Raw genomic sequence first — 17,463 nt, forward strand, 5'->3', positions numbered from 1 at the left:
ATACTAAAGATAAGAATAAAGACGAATCTAAAGCCGAAGTAGCATCTAACAAAAAGACATCTACTAAAGATTTAGATGAAAATATGCCAATTATAACAGTGCCAACTAAAGATTTAGTTTATCAAGGTGACCACTTCGATCCGATGAAAGGTGTTAAAGCATCTGACAAAAAAGACGGAGACATCACTGATAAAGTAACTGTTAAAGGTGATATTGACACATCTAAAACTGGTTTACAATATATCACTTATCACGTAAAAGACTCTGATGGCTACTACTACACATACAAAAGAGGCGTTTACGTAAACGATGCAGATTTAGCACCTAATCCTGAATTATCAGGAATTAAAGACGTTACCATTAAAAAAGGTCAAGACTTTGACTTATTAAAAGGTATAACAGCTAAAGATAAATCAGGAAAAGATTTAACATCTGACATTGTTACAAGTGGTGAAGTAGACACTAGCAAACCAGGTAAATACAAAGTTGGTTACGCAGTATCAGATGCTGACGGTCATATTTCAGCTGAAGGTAGAACAATTACAGTAAAATAATCATATATAAACGAGCCAAATGACTTCATTCATTTGGTTTGTTTTTTTATATTTATCAAAAGTGTAATTTTTAAATTTATGTTTCATTTAAGTACTTATTAAAGAACATTAAAAATATTTTAAACTATTCTTAATAAGCTGAAAACTCAATGTTTTTAACAATTTAAAGATGTTTTTTCGTTTTTTTAAATATTTTTAAAATGTACACAAAAATTTAACAATTAGGAAAAAACGCGTCATATCAAAGTTAATTAAATACATTTTTATATTATAACGCTTACACCCTATTTTATAGCCTTGTAAATATGTTTAAATCCTTTAAAATTAAGGTCTAGCCATATATATAGGTATATAGAAAATTGGGAGGTAAAAAACGTGGCAAAGTTAAAGTCAATACTTCTCATGTCAACATTAGGTATTTTACTTAGTGGTTGTTCAAATTTAGAAGTATTAAACCCCAAAGGCCCTATGGCTGAAGATCAACATTTCTTAATTATCTTTTCAATTATAATGATGGTCTTTATTGTTATAGTGGTCTCCGTTTTGTTTTTAATATTTATTATTAAATATAGAAAAACAAAAAACGAAACATCTGGTACGATGCATCACAACGTCGTTTTAGAGGCTGTATGGTTTATTATTCCAATAATCATACTTGTGGTATTAGCTGTACCAACAATTAAATCATTGTATTTCTATGAAGAAGCACCAAAGTCAGAAGAAGACCCAGTTGTTATTTATGCAACAAGTGCAGGCTTTAAGTGGTTCTTTAGTTATCCAGATGAGAAAGTAGAAACTGTCAATCATGTAACCATTCCAGAAGGTCGACCAGTTCTATTTAAATTACAATCTATGGATACAATGACAAGTTTCTGGGTACCTCAATTAGGTGGACAGAAGTACGCGATGACTAGCATGACAATGGACTGGACATTGCAAGCTAACGAAACAGGTACATTTAAAGGTAGAAACTCTAACTTTAATGGTGAAGGGTTCTCTAGACAAACATTTAATGTTAACGCTGTAAGCAATGAAGATTATGATAAATGGGTTTCTAAATCTCAAAAACGTAAAACAATTGATCAAGATACATTCGATCATCAACTTTTACCTACAACTAAGAATGAGGAACTTACTTTTAGTGGAACACACTTAGCATATGTAGATCCTGCTGCGGATCCTGAATACATTTTCCATGCTTATAAACGTTTCCGCTATGAACCAAAAGATCCAAACTTCTATGATGAAAGTGAAGGCGTAACAGAAAAACCAGTATTACCTGCACGTAAAGTGACTGTTACTAACCCTAACTATGACCGTCATGGAATGAAACCTATGATTCTTAAAAATAACGAAAAATATGACAGTGACTTCAAAAAAGAAGAAAAACATCATATGGACGAAATGGAAAAAATGCAAGAAGATGCAAAATCTGATGATGAAAAATCTTCAGATAAGAACCATGGAGGTGACAAGTAATGAATTTTCCATGGAATGAATTTATCGTTCAAAGTGACTGGATGATAACAATGGCACAAGTTTTACTTGTATTAACAGGTATATGTGTTGTTGGTGGACTAACATATTATAAAAAATGGAAATGGCTTTATACAGAATGGTTAACTTCAGTTGACCATAAAAAAATTGGTGTAATGTATATTATATCTGCAATCATTATGTTCTTCCGTGGCGGTGTAGATGCACTTCTTATCCGTTTACAATTAATGACACCAGATAACACATTACTTGAATCTCAGCACTATAATGAAATCTTTACAACACATGGTGTAATCATGATTATCTTCATGGCAATGCCGTTCTTAATTGGTTTAATGAACGTTGTTGTACCATTACAATTAGGTGCTCGAGATGTTGCATTCCCTATGTTAAATAACTTAAGTTTCTGGTTATTTGCTGCCGGAATGGGATTATTTAATATTTCATTCGTAATTGGTGGTTCGCCAGCTGCTGGTTGGACAAACTATGCGCCACTTGCAACTGACTTCAGTCCAGGTACAGGTATTAACTATTATTTAATTGCAATTCAAATAGCTGGTATTGGTACGTTAATGACAGGTATTAACTTCTTTGTTACGATCTTAAAATTACGAACTAAATCAATGAAATTTATGCAAATCCCAATGTTCTCAATGACAACATTAATTACATCATTATTAATTATCTTAGCCTTCCCTATTTTAACTGTCGCACTTGCTTTAATGACATTCGACCGTTTAATGGGAACAAGCTTCTTTGAAGTTGCTAATGGTGGTATGCCAATGTTATGGGCTAACTTCTTCTGGGTATGGGGTCACCCTGAAGTTTATATTCTAGTATTACCGGCATTCGGTATTTACTCAGAAATCATCCCTACTTTTGCTAGAAAAAGATTATTCGGACATCAAAGTATGGTCTGGGCAACTGGTGGTATTGCGTTCTTAAGCTTTATCGTTTGGGTTCACCATTTCTTCACTATGGGTAGTGGTGCATTAGTTAACTCATTCTTCTCAATAACTACTATGTTAATTGCCGTACCAACAGGTGTTAAAATATTCAACTGGCTATTAACGTTATATAAAGGTCGAATTACATTTGAATCACCTATGTTATTCGCATTAGCCTTTATTCCAAACTTCACATTAGGTGGGGTTACAGGTGTTATGCTTGCTATGGCAGCAGCGGACTATCAATATCACAATACTTATTTCTTAGTGGCACACTTCCACTACGTTATTATCGCTGGTGTTGTATTCGCATGTTTCGCAGGTTTAATATTCTGGTATCCAAAAATGTTTGGTCACAAATTAAATGAAAAGATTAATCAATGGTTATTCTGGACATTTACTTTAGGATTCAACTTATGTTTCTTACCACAATTCCTATTAGGTTTAGATGGAATGCCACGTCGTTTATATAAATACACTCAAGCAGATGGATGGTTCTCATTAAACTTCATCTCTACAATTGGTGCATTCTTGATGGGTATTGGTTTCTTAGCTCTAGTATGGAACGTCGTATACAGCTTCGGTAAAGCGAAACGTGAAGCAACTGGTGACAACTGGAATGGTTTAGGTAGAACATTAGAATGGGCTACTGCTTCAGCTATGCCACCACACTACAACTTCGCTATTACACCAAAATGGTATGATACTGAAACATTTGTAGAAATGAAACAAAATGGTAAACACTATTTAGACGATAGAGATTATAAAGATATTCATATGCCAAACAATACACATATCGGATTCTGGATGGCAGTATGTTTCTTATTCGGTGGATTCTTCCTAGTATTCGAAACATATATACCAGCAATTATCTTTGGTGTTGGCGTATTAGCATGTATGGTTTGGAGAAGTTTCGAAAAAGACTACGGCTACCATATTCATGCTGAAGAATTAGAAGAAAATGAAGCAAAATTACGCGAATTACGTGAACAAGAATTACAGGAAAAGGAGGACAATAAAGATGAGTAATGAACACCACAATACAATTGATACTGTTAATGAAACAGGACAATTAAATAAACTCGGATTTTGGGTCTTTCTTACTGCTGAGGTTGCGTTATTCGGTACATTATTTGCAACATTCTTAGTACTACAGAAAAGTGGTTCATACGGTGGTTTCACTACACCAGAATTATTTGAATTACCATTAGTTATGATCATGACATTCCTATTACTTGTAAGTAGTTACACTTGTGGTATCGGTGTTTACTACATGCGTAAAGAAAATGTCAAAATGATGATGGTATGGATGGTTATCACACTTATCTTAGGTGCAGGATTCGTAGGATTTGAAATTTACGAATTTACTCACTATGTTCATGAAGGTGTTACACCTCAATTAGGATCATTCTGGTCTGCATTCTTTATACTTTTAGGTACACATGGTCTCCATGTTACTTTAGGTATATTCTGGATTTCAGGTGTACTAATCCAAATCCTTACACGTGGATTAAATGAACACAATGCACCAAAAGTATTTATCGGAAGTTTATACTGGCATTTCCTTGATGTTGTATGGATCTTTATCTTTACATTAGTTTATCTTGTAGGGATGGTGAGTGGATCATGAATAAAACAGTCGTTACACATACAGTCGGTTTAATATTCTCAATTGTATTAACATTAGTAGCTGTTTATGTCATGTTATACACTGGCATGTCACTACAAGTAAGAACATCAATCATTATTGGATTTGCTTTCTTACAAGCATTAGTTCAATTACTAATGTTCATGCATTTAACAGAAGGACCAGATGGACGCGCAACTGCATTCAAAGTACTCTTCGCAGTAATTATTACTTTATTAGTAATAATCGGTACTTATTGGGTTATGGTTGGCGGACACAGCGCCCATATGTAAAACCTATATATTTAAAGCTGTTAATAAAGTCAGAGACTTTATTAACAGCTTTTTTATTTTGTATAGAATTAATTAATGGTATGGAGAGTGAGTTGGGTGTTGGGATTGGGTGTTGGGATTGGGTGGTTGGTTTGGGATTTTGGATTGTATTGAGGTTGCTATGTTGCTAGTTTGACTCGTCTTGCAACATTCGGGGGCTCTATGTTGCTTGTTTGGTCAGTCTTGCAATATTCGGGGGCTCTATGTTGCCTGTTTGGGTCGTCTTGCAACATAGAGAGGTGCTATGTTGCTTGTTTGGGTCGTCTTGCAACATACGGGGGTGCTATGTTGCTTGTTTGACTCGTCTTGCAATATAGAGAGGCGCTATGTTGCTAGTTGTGGTCGTCTTGCAATATTCAGGGGCTCTATGTTGCTTGTTTGGTCAGTCTTGCAATATAGAGAGGCGCTATGTTGCTTGTTTGGGTCGTCTTGCAATATTCGAGGCTTCTATGTTGCTAGTCATGCCCCACTTGCAATATTCAGACCTCTTATTTATCTTGTTTGATCAGTCTTGATAAATACAGACCTTCTATTTATCTTGTTTCACCTGTCTTGATAAATACGAGGCACTTATTTATCTTGTTTCGCCATTCTTGATAAATACATGCCTCCTATTTATCTTGTTTGGCCTGTCTTGATAAATTCAGACCTCCTTTTTATCTTGTTTGGTCAGTCTTGATAAATGGAATACCCCTAACTTACTTAAGTTAGGGGTATCTGATTAAATTGTACTAGTATTTTTCCATGATTTATAAGTCAAGTTCTTCTATAATATTCAAAGCTACATGAAATTTGTCTATATTATGATTCGCTTCTTTTAATCCATCTACATTATATGTTTCTTCAGAAAGTACATCACCAGTTACAAGAAAGTTAAATATTTCAAATCCGTGAAAATCACAAACTGCTTGTACTCCAGCAAGCTCCATATCTACTGCTATACATCCTTCTTTTTTTCTTTTATTATACTGCGTGTTTGTTTCCCTTAGTACTGCATCAGTTGTCCAAACTTTACCTTCTATAAATGGTAACGCTAATTTATTAAATACTTCAGCTAATTTATTAGCATTCTTTACTTTAATATAGTCTGATGGAGGGGCGTAATGATATGACATTCCTTCATCTCTATAGCTGTGAGTAGGTATTATAAATTTATTAAAAGTCCTTTCGCTATCAAGACTTCCTGCTGAACCAAACATTACAAATTTTGTAGCACCTGTTATCCAATTACATATCATGCAATATTGAGAAGCAAGCGTTGAACCAATTGCAGATAGATAAAATGCTACAGCTTTACCGTTATAAATGAATTTATATATAGGAAATGCTCCGTTAGAGGCTTTGATTTCACCGATTTTTTCGCATTTATTTTCTCTTAGAATACCATCGTATATTTCTTTAGAATATGTAATTAAACAAACTTCAACTTTGAATTGTTGTTCACCATAGAAGTCACTCAAATTTACAATTGGTTTTCCTTGTATATCAAATGAATCGGTTATCATTTAATTACCTCCCTTGTTCATTTATAGTACTTAACCAACTCTTTATTTCTTTCCCTACTGTTACAGGGTTATCTATATAAATATCGTGGCCACTGTTAGGGATTGTTTTACAGGAAATATGTGAAGGTATATTTTTAATTTTCATGTCTAAGATGAATTGGTCCTGTTCTTGTGGTAATAAGACCATTATATTTCTGTCTATTAATTGATTGAAGGTAGGTAAGTTGATTTGTCTTCTTATTTTCAATAATTTTAGAATAGAAAGTTCATTAATATTAAGTTCATAAACATGTTTATTTAAATTGAAAGTCATCCTTGCAGTTGATGCTTCTAATAAATTTTGATTCCATGTTTTATATGCGTCTTTTTCTGTCTCTATAAATTCGTCCAAGTTCTTGAATTGAAAATTTTCTAAATGATTTTTAGTATCTTTTATTTCAACTTCACTGCTGTATTCTAGGTCTTCAAGATTAAATAATCCACCATCTAATAATATAATATTTTTAATTTGTGGAACCTTGATACTTATATAAGATAATAAATCTGCTCCTAAAGAATGTCCCATTATAGACAGTTCTTCATTACCATAAATTTTTATCTCTGTTTTAAACCACTCCACTAATTCATTTAAATCATTAACAATAACATCTAAATTCAAACCATGACCTGGCAGATCAATTTGAACTAAATTCAGATTATCCAATTGGTTATTTAAATCTTCCAAAAATAATCTATGACTGCCTAAACCAGAAAGAAATAATATTTGTTCTTCCATATAAGCTCCTTCATTAAAGATAAATGTAGTTTTTTACTTACTTACCTCTACCAAATCTACAAAATCAGATTTTCAAAGTTACGACTGACTTGGGATACTTTTTCTTGGTTTCCGACTTCTCTATAATATAGGATTGCTTTTTGATACATTTCGATTGCTTTTTTTCTGTTTTTTTGTGATACGTATATTTCAGCAAATTTGTTAAACCCGTCTCCCATTATTTCAAAATCATATCTTACAACATTTGCTTCTAGATCTCTTAGTAACATCATTGCTTCTCGTTCATTACCTACTTCAATAAAATTGCTAACGCGTTCTATACTCTTTTTAATATACATCTTACAATTACTCCTTCTACCGTTACTATCTTAATTATATAATTGTAATCCCAATATTTACAAAACACAAGTTAGTTAATATTAACGGTAACGACTTCAAACAACATAAAAAGGTCTACGATGCCGAGGCATGGTAGACCTTTTGTCATTTTGTATGAACTTGAGTTATTGGATGATCTATTGGTACAAATTGATTATAGACTTCGAGTAATTTTGATTTTTCATTATTCCAATTATAGATTTCTTTGGCTTGTTTAGTGTTTTCACTTAATTGATTTCTTAAGCTTGTATCTTTTACAAGTTGATTCACTGCATTAGCTATTTCTGAAGCATTATGTGAATCCACAACTAAACCGGTATTAGTTTCTTCGACTACTTTCTTAATTTCTGGGAAGTCACAACTGATAACTGGTACGTGAGCCATCATATATTCAAACAATTTATTTGAACTTGCTGAATAGTGATTGAAGCAAATGTTCTGCAACACTTGGAATCCAAGATATGCTTCACGCGTATATGATGGTAATTCTTGAAATGGCACTTTATCTAAGAAATGAATTCTATCAGCTTGTTTGGAAGCTTCGGCTTGTTCTTTTAAAGGTTGCGTTAACTTCCCACCACCGATAAATAGTAAATGACCTTCTTTAATTTCATCCATAGCCTCTATAAGCAATTCAAGCCCTCTTCCTTGTTGGAGTCCGCCTTGATAAAGTAAAATGTTCTCATCTTCATTGATGCCTATTTTCTTATGTAAATTGATTTGTGGCTTTTCTTCAATATTGTATTTCTCTGAGTAGTTATACAATGTTTTAGGATAGAATCCATAAATATCTTCATTGTATTTTGCTCTTGTATGATTTTCTACAATCATTTGATCTACAAATTTTAACATAAACGACTCAATAGACTTAATTGTTTTTGGATTATAACCTGTTCTGTCAGATTGGACTTCATGGCTATCATAAATTAATGGCTTCGGTTTTAAGCGTAATTTAGAACATACGATAGCTTGAGGCAATGTGTTTAAATCATTTGCATGATAAATATCAGCATTTTGTATATAACCTTTTACAATCATTCTCGTAATAATTGCACCATTTATAAACCATTTTCTTATTTTTTTAAACTTTATCATACCTGCAGCAACCACGAGTGATAACAAATAAGCTGCCATTAATGTGAAACTGATATAGAAAAGACTTGGTATAATAACAACTTGGACACCAGCTACAACTAATAAGAATTTCTTGCCATGATCTTGATAAGCTTGCAATAACCATGGATATCTCTTCACTCTATGAACTTTAAATGTATTAGATATTTCTTCATAAGCTGAAATAGCAGGATTTTTCGGATCATTTATCGCAATTAAATTTATGTCATATCCATTATCCGCTAAAGTTGTACACTCTCTATTGACTCTTGCATCATTCGTAAAATGATTCCATACAAACATTGTGACCTTTTTCATTTGATAACCTCATTCCATGCAATTTATAGTATCCCTACTTGGAATAGTAGTATATATATCCATGCCACACTCATGATCCCAATCATCGCTATTAAACTTGTTGGTCTTTTTTCTTTTTGTATGACTGAATCATCAACTTCTTTATTACGTTGTTGTTGGATTTTTATACGTTTATATTCTAATTGTTCTTGTTTCGATTTCTTTTTTACTTTCTGAATGAGATTAACGTACCTCGTTACGATATCATTGACTTCACCATATGCAACCATCTCACCGTAATGTATCCAAATCGCTTTTTTACACATTTTTTTGATTTGTCCTGCTGAATGTGATACAAAAAATATTGTTTTTCCTTGTTCTTGTAAATCATGCATTTTATCTATACATTTATTCGAAAAAGTTTCATCGCCTACTGACAATGCTTCATCAACAATAAGTATATCTGGATCTGTATGAATCGCAATTGCAAAGCCTAATCTTGATTTCATACCACTAGAATATGATTTTAAAGGTTGATAAATAAATTCATCAAGTTCACTAAACTGTACAATATCATCAAATTTTTCATTTATTTCTCGTTGCGACATACCGTGCATTAAACATTTATAATGAATATTTTCTTCACCTGTAAATTCAGGATTTAACCCTGCGCCAATCGCAATTAGCGACGGCTTACCATTTGTATAAACTGTACCAGACGAAGGTTCAACAACACCACCTAGAATATTAGATAAAGTTGATTTACCTGAACCATTTAATCCAATTATACCTACAGATGTCCCTTCTTCTACTTCAAATGAAATATCATGTAAAGCATAATAAGGTTTAGATTTATAACTTAATCCAAAAGTAAATAAAGATAGCAGCTTATCTTTTCTGTTTACATTTAAGTCGTAAACTTTCGAGACATTTTCACATTTTATTTTATAAGTATTTGTCATCTCTATCACCTTTTCTTAAAAATGTCATAAGCTTTTCAATATTATCTTCCCAAATGAGGTGTTCATCACGATATTCACGTGCATTCTTAGCTTTAATAGATAAAGCTTGTTCATCATATTTTAATGATTCAATTTCGTTAACGATTGTATCTATTGAAGCTTGTCTTCTTGCAAATCCTAGATTATATTTTTGAATAATGGCTTCAGTTGGACCACTAATATTAGATATAGGAGGTGTTCCGACACCAATAGCGTCTACAATTTTTCCAGGCATCACATTCATAAACACATCTGAAGATTCTAAAATGGAAAGTGAAATATGATGTTTAGATATTTCAGTTAAACAAGCTGTACGATCCATTGGCTTTTTCACTTGAATATATTTACAATCTCTCACAGCTTTTCTAAACTTGTCAGCTTGAACACCATAAACAATCGCTGTAACATTGATTTGTTTATCATTTAAAGCTAAGCATATTGAAATAAGTTTATCTACATCTTGGGCATATCCAATATTTCCTGTATAAATAACACTAAAATCATTATATTTTTCTTCAGTTATCAGTTCATTTCTTGAAATGCCATTTGGTAAATAAAATATAGGCACTTTTCGCTGTAACCGTTTCTGAATATGTGACCTAAATGCTTCATTATTAATGACAATTTTATCAGCAGAATTATACATTTTTTTCTCTAAATATTTTAATAGTGGCATAAATAAACTTATGTTAATATGCTTTAATCCATTTACACTGTCTGGCCATAAATCTCTAATTTCTAATACATATGTCGGATGTTTCGCACTTTTAAAAAATAACGTCGCCCATGCTAGAAATATATTTGGACTAGAAACATACACAATATCGTAATCGTCATTGTGCATTTTCAAGAAGACTCTTAATCTAACGTATTGTTCTATATAATAGACTAACCTCATGATAAAATTACTATTTTGCTTATTACCATGCATTTTCATTCGAATAATTTTCTTCTTTTCTAATTTATTTAAAGATGCATCTGTAAAATAAGATTGGTCTTCAAATAAACTTTGGTTAGGATATGTTGGCTCAGTTGTTAACATTGTCGGATCTGAACCACTTGAACGAAAAGCTTTGAACATCATTTTCATTCGATTTGCAGCAGACCCAAGTTCTGGATAAAAATTTTGTGAAATCATTAATAATTTCTTTGTCATATTATGAACACCCTATAAGTAGTCTAGTAATTTCCGTTTAAACCTTGAATGAACCAATGAACCTATTAATAATAATATAATTGTTAAAAGCCAAAAATATAAATGATCATGCCATTGTCCGTACACAGAAACGTTATCATGCACAAACGCCGTACGATAAACACCTACTAAATATGCAAATGGATTTAAGCTTGCTAATCTTTGTAAAATACCATGTGCTTCTTCCATCGCCCAAAAGATAGGTGTCATAAAGAATAGCATTCTTATAACATTTTGTAGTAAATTTTTAGTATCGCGAATAACAATAATTAATGTACTCATAATTAATGAAATACCAAAAATAATTGCATAAGATGCAACTAAAAAGTATATAAACCAAAAGTAATGCCACCAAGGTACATATCCATTAATGACAGATACGACAAATAAAATGGCTGATGTGATCATTAAATTAATCATATTATTCGTTAAAGCTATAGAAATAAATATTGAAGATGGGAATTTCATTTTTGATAAGAGTCCAATATTGCCTTGAATAGCAGATGCACCTGTATTGATCCCTTGTGATATAAATAACCAAGGAAACAAACCTGAAATAAGATGTACTAAAAATGGTACGCCTACTACTTGAGCACTCGCATCTCCTCTTAACCCTAAACCAAACACAAGATAATATACAGCAACTTGTAAGATGGGTTGTAGTATATTCCAAAATACACCAAGATAATGATTGGCATATTGACTTTTCATATTATAAATTGCAAGTTTAAAAATTTTAGGTAAATTATTAAATTGTTCATTTAAGATATCAATAACTATCTTCATATATAACGACCTACTTGATTTTTATTTTTCAATAAGTTCAAATTGTGAAGCGCTAACCCAAGATTCTTTTTCAAAACTCTTACTTGCGTAGACAGATATTGTAATAGATGATTGTGGTTTTATTGTCAATTCTAAATTGTTTTTACTCAAATCTACTAAGTCGATTGACTCACTTTCTATATCAAAGTACACCGTATCTCTGCCTTTTTTATTTTGATAAAATGTTCTTAATTCAAGTGTAATCGTGTTATCCTGCGTATTCGTTAACATCATTTTCTTTTGATTGTCATAACTAAATTCAGGTGTTAATGCACGAAATAACTTTTTTTCATTTTGTATCACTTGATAGAAATCTTCAGTTTGAATCATAATATTCGCCAAACTTTCTACTTGCTCATTTGTGTCTTCTTCTAATTGAATTATTCTATCCTCTAATGTGTTCACGTCATTGATTTGAAAGTAATTTAAAATTGGCCAATGATGTTTAATCATCAATTTATGTAACATTTGGTTTTGCTTATCTTCCTGATTAATACTCATAAATTCAAATAAGATATGCCTCGTATTGATTAAGCTAAACACATCTAAATAATCATCACTTTCTTGAACAATACAGCTATGCCAACCGTTCATTCTAGATTCGTAATACAACGTTTCATAAGGATGATAACCTAATTCAATCGTCTTATAGAGATTATTTCTTTTAACAAATTCTAGTAAATAATCGTGAGATAATTGATCCACTGGAAAATCTTTAGCCCATTTTTTGATTGCATTTTCATACGGTAAAAATGAGTCTGCTCTTTGTATCCGCTTAGGAATAATACTTTTAGCAAGTTCAAAGATAGTAGATTTTAAATGTATACAATGATTAAACGACCTATTCTCATGATAATAATTGATTAAATGAATACTATGATTTGTTTCATATAACTGATATCTATCAATCAAATTTGAATTGACTGCTAGTTGATCCATATTAAATAACGTATGCTTTAAATTTAAATTGTATGCTAACTTTTGAGAAATATATTCATCTATACGATAAATATGAGCAGTTTGTTTATGTTCTAATTCATCAATATTTTTTGTATAAGTAAAGAAATTCACATCATTGATATGTTCTTTAATATAAGATAAGGATACTTTAGAATCATGACCAGCTGTGATAGAACAAATCACTTTTTGATCAAATCGAAATAAATAATCAACCGCTGCTTCAATTTCATCATTAACAATATCATATACTTCTTCTGCTGATTTCTTAACACATGGGTTGATTGGATAAATTCTTTTAATTGTATGGTCTGTTATATTAAATCTTGTATTGGCATTGAATTTATAAACATCTTTATATTTGCTATAGTCTAAAAATCCATATGACTTATGTGCGATTCTTTCACAAGTCTTATCAAAACATAATTTTACGAGTTGATTTACTAATTCTGAATGACTAGCGTACAAATCATGAGATGCATGATAATACAATGATAAAAATGACGTTGCATCATTATATAGTAGCAAACGTCCATTATATTCTATCAACATAACATACCTGCCATTATAAAAACTCATCTCTTCAAGAAAAGCATAAGAATCAATTTCGTGAGACAATAATTCGGCGCATATTTCAGGATATTTTAAATCGACATTTTTCGTATGCACAAAATGACCTAATATGACTACTTTGATGTCATTCTTTGTATACTCATATGAACTTAAATCATTTGAAAAATAAATCGTAAAGTCAGTGAATTGAATATGTTGACGATAGTTTTGATCTTCAATTGAAATTTGTCGAGGAACAATCATATATGCTTTGTTAAATCTTATGAACGTATTATCCATCATACACACCCCCTTATATCAATCACGCAATTATTGCTGAACCTCTTGCTTTAAATGTTCAACATATTGATTTAAATCATGGTCTTCAGGTCGTTTATATTGATCATACAAACTATATATTTCTAAAAATCGTTCTACGGCTTCTTTTCTTTCTTCTGGTTTCACTTTTTCTAATCTTGGCAAGTACCAGCCTTTTACGTAAAAATTAAATCTATGTTCTAAGTAGGATGTTAGTAATCCATGTTTTTCGTAAAATGGAATTCTTTCAATTTCTAATGTGTAATATTTATCAAATAGCTTCTTAGAAATCGAATTTGTAACTGATCCAGACACGGCAGCGTAATACATATGAATAACATCTGTTACAGCTTGTACTTTTTTAGAATGAATCATTAATTCTTGGAAGAATAACGTATCTTGGCCAGCAGCACCTTCAATCATTCGAATATGATTATCTTTAATAATTTGTGATTTAATGATTAAAGCTTGAATACTTTGAGCACGTAGACCACATTTTTTCATATATTTTTTAGGGTCGTCGATTAATAATTTTCCATCGTTATACTTCATCACTGTGCCCGCATAATTAAACAGTGCTCTGCGCTTGTTATCTTCTTTAATAATATTACCGACGACCATATCGACATCTTTATTCGATTCTATTTCTTCTAATAAAGTTGCATACCCATCACCAGTCGCTTCGTTATCAGGGTCTAAATAAGTAATATAATCTGTAGAGGCAAGTTCAGCACCTTTATTTCTAGGTCTTGAAGCACTACCTGATCCTTCTTCATATGCATAGTAAACGATATCTGGGTATCGTCTTCTTAATCGATTAATAATAGATATCGTTTCAGAATCCGTACTACCATCATTTACGAATATAATTTCCATCTCTTTAAATATTGAAGATCTTCTTAAACTTCTCATACACTTATCTTCTAAATAAGTACCGTTATTATGAATTGGAATAATGACACTTAATTTTTTCTTGCGGTTATTTTGACCATATAAATATTCGTCATAAATTTCTGATTGATCTAAATTATAACCATTTTGAGATTGTGTAACATTCAACTGTTGATCGAATATATTTTTATGATACATTGTTACATATTTATTTTGAGCTTTTTCAATAAATTGATGTGCTTCATGTTGTTTATCTTTCGTAACAAAATCAACATCTACATATTTAAATGCTGTTAATAAATCTTCTAAATAATACTCTTCATATTCAATTGAATCTTTCATGTAAGTTATAAAATCATATTGTGATGCATCTTCTACTGTATCTTGAGCTTCTATAACATCAAACTGAACATGTAATTGTCGATATAGAATATCTTTCATTTTATCGGTTAATGCATCAACAATAACGAGTATTTGCGATTCTTTTTGAGTAGGTTCAATGCCAATATATGATAAGACTTCATCTAAACGATGATACGTCGTACAATTTCTCATCACACTACGTATACTTTTAGCCTGCATATCTTCTATTTCATATTCTTGATATTGGTTCATAATTGGTGCCACATCAGTTTTATGATTAACCATAAATACATTTGGAAATTGATTATTAACACCTACTGAATAGTTAGATAAGATTAAATTCCCAAAAGCTTGTAATTCAAATATTCTATTCGCAAACATCGTTTCTGAATATTTTACTGAATTGACATTTATTGCCCATCTATATACTTTATGCAGTTTCATAAGTTCTTCATGATCAATTGGCATTGTTAAGTATGGGATATATTTCATTGGGAATTGATAACGTTTTCTTCGCAATGGTAAATTTCTATCAATAATGGTTAATTTATGATTTTTTTTGATTAACTCATCAAATATTCTTGCAGATTCTTGGTTTCTAACAGGATATTTCTCAGTCCAACTTCCTGCAAAAATAACATCGTTTTTAAATGATTTATTATATGAACTTCTCGTCCCTACTGGATTATGGTAATGAGGATTAATACCAAATTGTAGTACATATACTTTATCATTTTGACAATATTCTTTATAATCTTCTACTACTTCAGCAGCTGATGTCAGAATAATATCGCATTCTGTCGCGATATCTTTGTATAAATGGAAATTGACGGGATCTTCTTTAGAATAAAAGACAATCGGTATATTGAATTTTCTAGCTTGTTGAATACCTTCAAATAACATTCTTCTTTTCTTACTATTAACTGATGCTAAACCAGTCCAACTTCCGTCTATACCTCTCCATGCTGTCGCAACGATTAAAACATCCATATCACGACTTAAATCTGTAAATTTACTATCTAAATAAACGATATTCCCAATATCTTTAAATGAGTTATATAAAAATTCATCAGCTATAAGACCAACTTTGTATTTGTTTTTAATAAATACACGCGATGTATTAGAATTCACAAGGTTTGATAAATGTTGTTGGTGTTTTTCAAGGAAATCTAATTTTGATTCTTCTGCTACTTTTTTATAGTAATTATGATGATTTGTATGATCTTTAACCTTTTTTAATTTATATAGTCCATACATATAATCTTGTTCAACAATATTTAACACTTCTTCTAATTGTTCAACTTTTGTTTTATCATCAAAATTGACTAAAGCCTCTTTAGTTGATTCGATATTATTTTTTTGATTGATATTTGTTGGCATATTTGAAGACATTATGATTTCCTCCTATTTCTCCAACTCCAGTATTTCGTTTGAATCTTTCCTAATTTAGAATTTTTTAAATTCATATATAATCGTTCATACTGATTTTTCTCTTCATTTTTATTTGTTTTTTGTAATGAGATATTTTCGTTTATTAAACGAACAATTGCAGATTTTGACTCTTTTCTTTCTTCTTGAAAGTTTGTAATCATATCCAGCTGTTCTAGCGTTAATTCGTTATAGTTTTCATATTGTTTAGCTTCTAAATCTTGAATGATGCTTTTATCTTTTAAGTCATTAAAGCTCATCCAATATTTTTTCTTTTTAATAATAATCCTTACCGATTCTGCTTTTAAGAACACCATATCGATCAAGACGTTATTGAAATCAAATTGTTCTTTATCCAAGGATAGATCAATTGATTTGTGCAATGCGCTATCTTGATAAAAGACTGTAGATTCTTCTATTGATACTTTTTTATTAATAGGAATTGCTCTATCTATGTCTTTCGTATGCACAAATCCTGCAAATGTTCCTTTATTAAATACAGCTTCTAACACTTCACCTCCAAATAAATACAATGCTCTAGATGAAAAGTTTTTTTCTTTAAATAGTAAATTATAGTCATCACCAAACCCTAGTTCTCTATTAATTTGTGGTGTAGAGAAATGACGTAAATCTACTCTTATCGTATCAATAGGTTTCGAAATTAATTTGATAGAATGATTTAATCTTGTCCACCCTATAATATTCGTACCTCTTACAATTAATCCATATAGTTCACTTTCTATCACTTTTATAGAAATAACTTTTAATGCTTTATTTAAATAATCAGAAGCATATCCTACAACAAGTTCATTTTTATCTACATCAAATATTTTTTGATTTTCTGGTTCTCTTAAAATTATTTGAAAGCTCAATCCGCTTTGAATAATTGGACTGTTAACGTCTATCAT

General features: G+C 31.1%; 14 protein-coding genes and 1 pseudogene. 5 read left to right on the forward strand and 10 right to left on the reverse strand.

Features of this window, described 5'->3' with window-relative positions; all coding sequences use genetic code 11:
• Positions 1-128 precede the first annotated feature (128 nt).
• The 5 genes and pseudogenes from LQ677_RS02145 to qoxD all read left to right on the forward strand — a co-directional run.
• Positions 129-554, forward strand: a pseudogene (locus LQ677_RS02145) (immunoglobulin-like domain-containing protein); the annotation flags it as partial.
• A 375-nt stretch (positions 555-929) separates the two neighbouring features.
• Positions 930-2,033 carry a cytochrome aa3 quinol oxidase subunit II gene (gene qoxA, locus LQ677_RS02150; RefSeq protein ID WP_159315184.1) on the forward strand — a complete coding sequence of 368 codons (1,104 nt, stop codon included), beginning with the start codon at positions 930-932 and terminating at the stop codon, positions 2,031-2,033.
• Entirely contained in the window at positions 2,033-4,027 is a 1,995-nt protein-coding gene (qoxB, locus tag LQ677_RS02155; protein WP_037587365.1) for a cytochrome aa3 quinol oxidase subunit I, read from the forward strand. The genes qoxA and qoxB overlap by 1 nt, the downstream gene beginning before the upstream one ends.
• Positions 4,020-4,628 carry a cytochrome aa3 quinol oxidase subunit III gene (gene qoxC, locus LQ677_RS02160; RefSeq protein WP_037587363.1) on the forward strand — a complete coding sequence of 203 codons (609 nt, stop codon included), beginning with the start codon at positions 4,020-4,022 and terminating at the stop codon, positions 4,626-4,628. The genes qoxB and qoxC overlap by 8 nt, the downstream gene beginning before the upstream one ends.
• Positions 4,625-4,918, forward strand: coding sequence for a cytochrome aa3 quinol oxidase subunit IV (gene qoxD / locus LQ677_RS02165; protein WP_025905215.1), 294 nt, complete (start codon positions 4,625-4,627; stop codon positions 4,916-4,918). Before qoxC ends, qoxD begins: the two co-directional genes overlap by 4 nt.
• 788 nt (positions 4,919-5,706) lie before the next feature.
• Here qoxD and LQ677_RS02170 read toward each other — a convergent pair.
• From LQ677_RS02170 to LQ677_RS02215, 10 genes are all read right to left on the reverse strand, one after another.
• Positions 5,707-6,462 carry a nucleoside phosphorylase gene (locus tag LQ677_RS02170; protein ID WP_126477812.1) on the reverse strand — a complete coding sequence of 252 codons (756 nt, stop codon included), beginning with the start codon at positions 6,460-6,462 and terminating at the stop codon, positions 5,707-5,709.
• 4 nt (positions 6,463-6,466) lie between these two features.
• Positions 6,467-7,237, reverse strand: coding sequence for an alpha/beta fold hydrolase (locus LQ677_RS02175; RefSeq protein WP_239748060.1), 771 nt, complete (start codon positions 7,235-7,237; stop codon positions 6,467-6,469).
• A gap of 56 nt (positions 7,238-7,293) precedes the next feature.
• Entirely contained in the window at positions 7,294-7,575 is a 282-nt protein-coding gene (locus LQ677_RS02180) for a hypothetical protein (RefSeq protein WP_103361564.1), read from the reverse strand.
• Between the two features lie 145 nt (positions 7,576-7,720).
• The gene (locus LQ677_RS02185) at positions 7,721-9,046 is read right to left on the reverse strand and encodes a glycosyltransferase (RefSeq protein WP_191836190.1); all 1,326 of its coding nucleotides are present in this window, start codon (positions 9,044-9,046) and stop codon (positions 7,721-7,723) included.
• Positions 9,047-9,069: 23 nt separating this feature from the next.
• The gene (locus LQ677_RS02190) at positions 9,070-9,912 is read right to left on the reverse strand and encodes an ABC transporter ATP-binding protein (protein ID WP_410250519.1); all 843 of its coding nucleotides are present in this window, start codon (positions 9,910-9,912) and stop codon (positions 9,070-9,072) included.
• 58 nt (positions 9,913-9,970) lie between these two features.
• Complete coding sequence (locus LQ677_RS02195; RefSeq protein WP_037588950.1) at positions 9,971-11,182, reverse strand: glycosyltransferase family 4 protein; 1,212 nt, start codon at positions 11,180-11,182, stop codon at positions 9,971-9,973.
• A gap of 12 nt (positions 11,183-11,194) precedes the next feature.
• Entirely contained in the window at positions 11,195-12,007 is an 813-nt protein-coding gene (locus LQ677_RS02200) for an ABC transporter permease (protein ID WP_191836189.1), read from the reverse strand.
• A 21-nt stretch (positions 12,008-12,028) separates the two neighbouring features.
• Positions 12,029-13,855: a hypothetical protein gene (locus LQ677_RS02205; protein ID WP_191836188.1), complete on the reverse strand. Its 1,827-nt coding sequence runs from the start codon at positions 13,853-13,855 to the stop codon at positions 12,029-12,031.
• A 30-nt stretch (positions 13,856-13,885) separates the two neighbouring features.
• Complete coding sequence (locus tag LQ677_RS02210; RefSeq protein ID WP_239704671.1) at positions 13,886-16,519, reverse strand: glycosyltransferase; 2,634 nt, start codon at positions 16,517-16,519, stop codon at positions 13,886-13,888.
• Positions 16,519-17,463, reverse strand: coding sequence for a hypothetical protein (locus LQ677_RS02215; protein WP_191836187.1), 945 nt, complete (start codon positions 17,461-17,463; stop codon positions 16,519-16,521). The genes LQ677_RS02210 and LQ677_RS02215 overlap by 1 nt, the downstream gene beginning before the upstream one ends.

Source organism: Mammaliicoccus sp. Q-M61, from assembly GCF_022386055.1.
Classification (GTDB): domain Bacteria; phylum Bacillota; class Bacilli; order Staphylococcales; family Staphylococcaceae; genus Mammaliicoccus; species Mammaliicoccus sciuri_A.

Bases quoted from the DNA above. Each gene is read 5' to 3' on its own strand.
- qoxB (WP_037587365.1), top strand. From the start codon at position 2,033: ATGAATTTTCCATGGAATGAATTTATCGTTCAAAGTGACTGGATGATA.
- qoxC (WP_037587363.1), top strand. From the start codon at position 4,020: ATGAGTAATGAACACCACAATACAATTGATACTGTTAATGAAACAGGA.
- qoxD (WP_025905215.1), top strand. From the start codon at position 4,625: ATGAATAAAACAGTCGTTACACATACAGTCGGTTTAATATTCTCAATT.
- LQ677_RS02170 (WP_126477812.1), bottom strand. From the start codon at position 6,462: ATGATAACCGATTCATTTGATATACAAGGAAAACCAATTGTAAATTTG.
- LQ677_RS02175 (WP_239748060.1), bottom strand. From the start codon at position 7,237: ATGGAAGAACAAATATTATTTCTTTCTGGTTTAGGCAGTCATAGATTA.
- LQ677_RS02180 (WP_103361564.1), bottom strand. From the start codon at position 7,575: ATGTATATTAAAAAGAGTATAGAACGCGTTAGCAATTTTATTGAAGTA.
- LQ677_RS02185 (WP_191836190.1), bottom strand. From the start codon at position 9,046: ATGAAAAAGGTCACAATGTTTGTATGGAATCATTTTACGAATGATGCA.
- LQ677_RS02195 (WP_037588950.1), bottom strand. From the start codon at position 11,182: ATGACAAAGAAATTATTAATGATTTCACAAAATTTTTATCCAGAACTT.
- LQ677_RS02200 (WP_191836189.1), bottom strand. From the start codon at position 12,007: ATGAAGATAGTTATTGATATCTTAAATGAACAATTTAATAATTTACCT.
- LQ677_RS02205 (WP_191836188.1), bottom strand. From the start codon at position 13,855: ATGGATAATACGTTCATAAGATTTAACAAAGCATATATGATTGTTCCT.
- LQ677_RS02210 (WP_239704671.1), bottom strand. From the start codon at position 16,519: ATGTCTTCAAATATGCCAACAAATATCAATCAAAAAAATAATATCGAA.
- LQ677_RS02215 (WP_191836187.1), bottom strand. From the start codon at position 17,463: ATGATAGACGTTAACAGTCCAATTATTCAAAGCGGATTGAGCTTTCAA.